At 66.2% G+C, this 1,876-nt stretch carries 2 protein-coding genes; both read right to left on the reverse strand.

Translation table 11 applies throughout. From position 1 onward, the window contains the following. Positions 1-84 precede the first annotated feature (84 nt). Complete coding sequence (locus PGX04_RS27585; RefSeq protein ID WP_273741409.1) at positions 85-1,212, reverse strand: DUF63 family protein; 1,128 nt, start codon at positions 1,210-1,212, stop codon at positions 85-87. A gap of 388 nt (positions 1,213-1,600) precedes the next feature. After that, positions 1,601-1,876 (reverse strand): inositol monophosphatase family protein (locus PGX04_RS27590; protein WP_337959495.1); only part of this gene is annotated, 276 nt, incomplete at its 5' end.

Raw genomic sequence — 1,876 nt, forward strand, 5'->3', positions numbered from 1 at the left:
GCCGCTCGAGCGGGGCCGCCGTCGGACGACGCGGCGGTGGCTCCGGGGGCGGGGAACGAAGAACTCGAGACGAGCGGAACGGGTTCAGACGCCGAACGTGGCCCGCAGCATGTCGCGGGTGCCGGGACCGAGGCCGACGGCGACCACGGTGATCATGAGCAGGATCGCGTAGCGCGGGCTGTCCTCGAAGACCGTCTCGTCGAAGATCCAGATGACGAAGACGGCGGCGGCGATCTTCACGAGCAGGAACGGCCAGGCCGAGCCGGTAATCGAGACGATGTCGGCCGGAAGCACGTCGGCCGTCGTGTTCGCGATCGCCCGATTGATCGGGTGCTTCGGAACGAGGTTCGCCGGGAGCCCGAGTGAGGTCGCCCAATCGAGGCCGATGACGTTCGCGACGCCGTCGACCGCGTGCGCCCAGATGACGACGATCCCCATGTATTCCGTCCCGCGGTTCAGTTCCGGCGCGAACCGCTCGAGCGCGACCCACGTGATCGCCGTCGCCAGCGTCGCGCCGACGAGGATGACCAGCGGGACCAGCGGGTAGAACTCCGCGTACTCCTTCGTCGCCGCCGTGTAGGCCAGGAAGAGAACCGTCAGGGACAGCAGGGCCGTTCCGATTCCGGCCAGCGGGTACTCGTAGCCCGAGACGTAATCGTTTCGCTCGAGCCAGACGGAGAGAACGACTGCGAACAGCGCGACGAAGAAGACGGTGAAGTAGATCAGCGGGCTGATGATGAAGCCGGACCACGGCAGGTCGATGGCCATCTCGCCGGTGTACACGAAGGCCGCGGCGTTGGCGTCCTCGACGACCCGCAGCGCGCCGCCGAAGAGCATGAACGGGAACAGCGCGAAGAAGCCCGCGCGGTAGCGCTCGATCTCGAGCCGTCGAACGAGGAAGATGACCCCGATCAGCAACAGGACCAGGGTCGGGATGTAGCCGGCGTAGGAGACGAACGTGTAGCCGGGTTCGGCGGTCGGACCGGCGTCGGCGGGGGCTTCGGCACAGGATACCGCCTGGCCGTCGACTAACGTGGCGCAGTTCCAGCTGTGGGCGTCGGCGACGACCGGGCCCCAGAAGTACTGCCAGATGATCTCGACGTAAATCCGCTGTGGGAACAGGAGCGCGCCGAGGACCACCGCAGCGGCGAGACTCGCGACGATCGCGGCCCAGACGCGCTCGGCCCCGAACCGGTCGATGACATCGTCCATACCGAATCCCGTAGTGGGGGCCGCTTACCGTTTCCGATTTTCAACGCGCGTGACTGTTTCACTCGACCGGGTTCGACGAAAACTGCTCAGTAGAAGAGAGGAATGCATCACTCGAGACCGGTCAACTGGCGTGCGGTGGCGCGCGCTGTCAGCGAGGTGCGACCAGCGGGAGCGCCTCGCTGACGATACTGCGCGAGGGATGAGCGAGGGAGCGGAGCGACCGAGTGAATCGGTTGGGGAGGGTGTGGCAATTCCCTGTTGCCACGATAGCAGAGCGGTTCGATTCGATCGGCTCTCCCTCAAGCACGCTGTTTCCGTCACGCAGCCAGTGAATGACGACATCGGCACTCCTCCTCGTGAACCGTCCCGATCATATCAGAAGAACCACTCAGCACTCACTCTCGCGGGCCGCCGCGAGCAGTTCGTCGTGAATCCCGCCGTTCGAGGCGACGATCCCCGTACTATCGTGTCGCCAGCGGTCGCCCTCGAGATCGGTCACGACGCCGCCGGCCTCGCGGATCAACTGAACGCCGGCCACGGTGTCCCACGAGTTCGCTCGCAGGTTGGTCATCGTCCCCTCGAGCGCGCCCGAGGCGACCATCGCCAGCTCGAGTTGGGCGCAGCCGAAGCGGCGCATGTCGCCGAACCGCTCGACGACGGCGCG

This window comes from Natrinema soli (assembly GCF_028618695.1).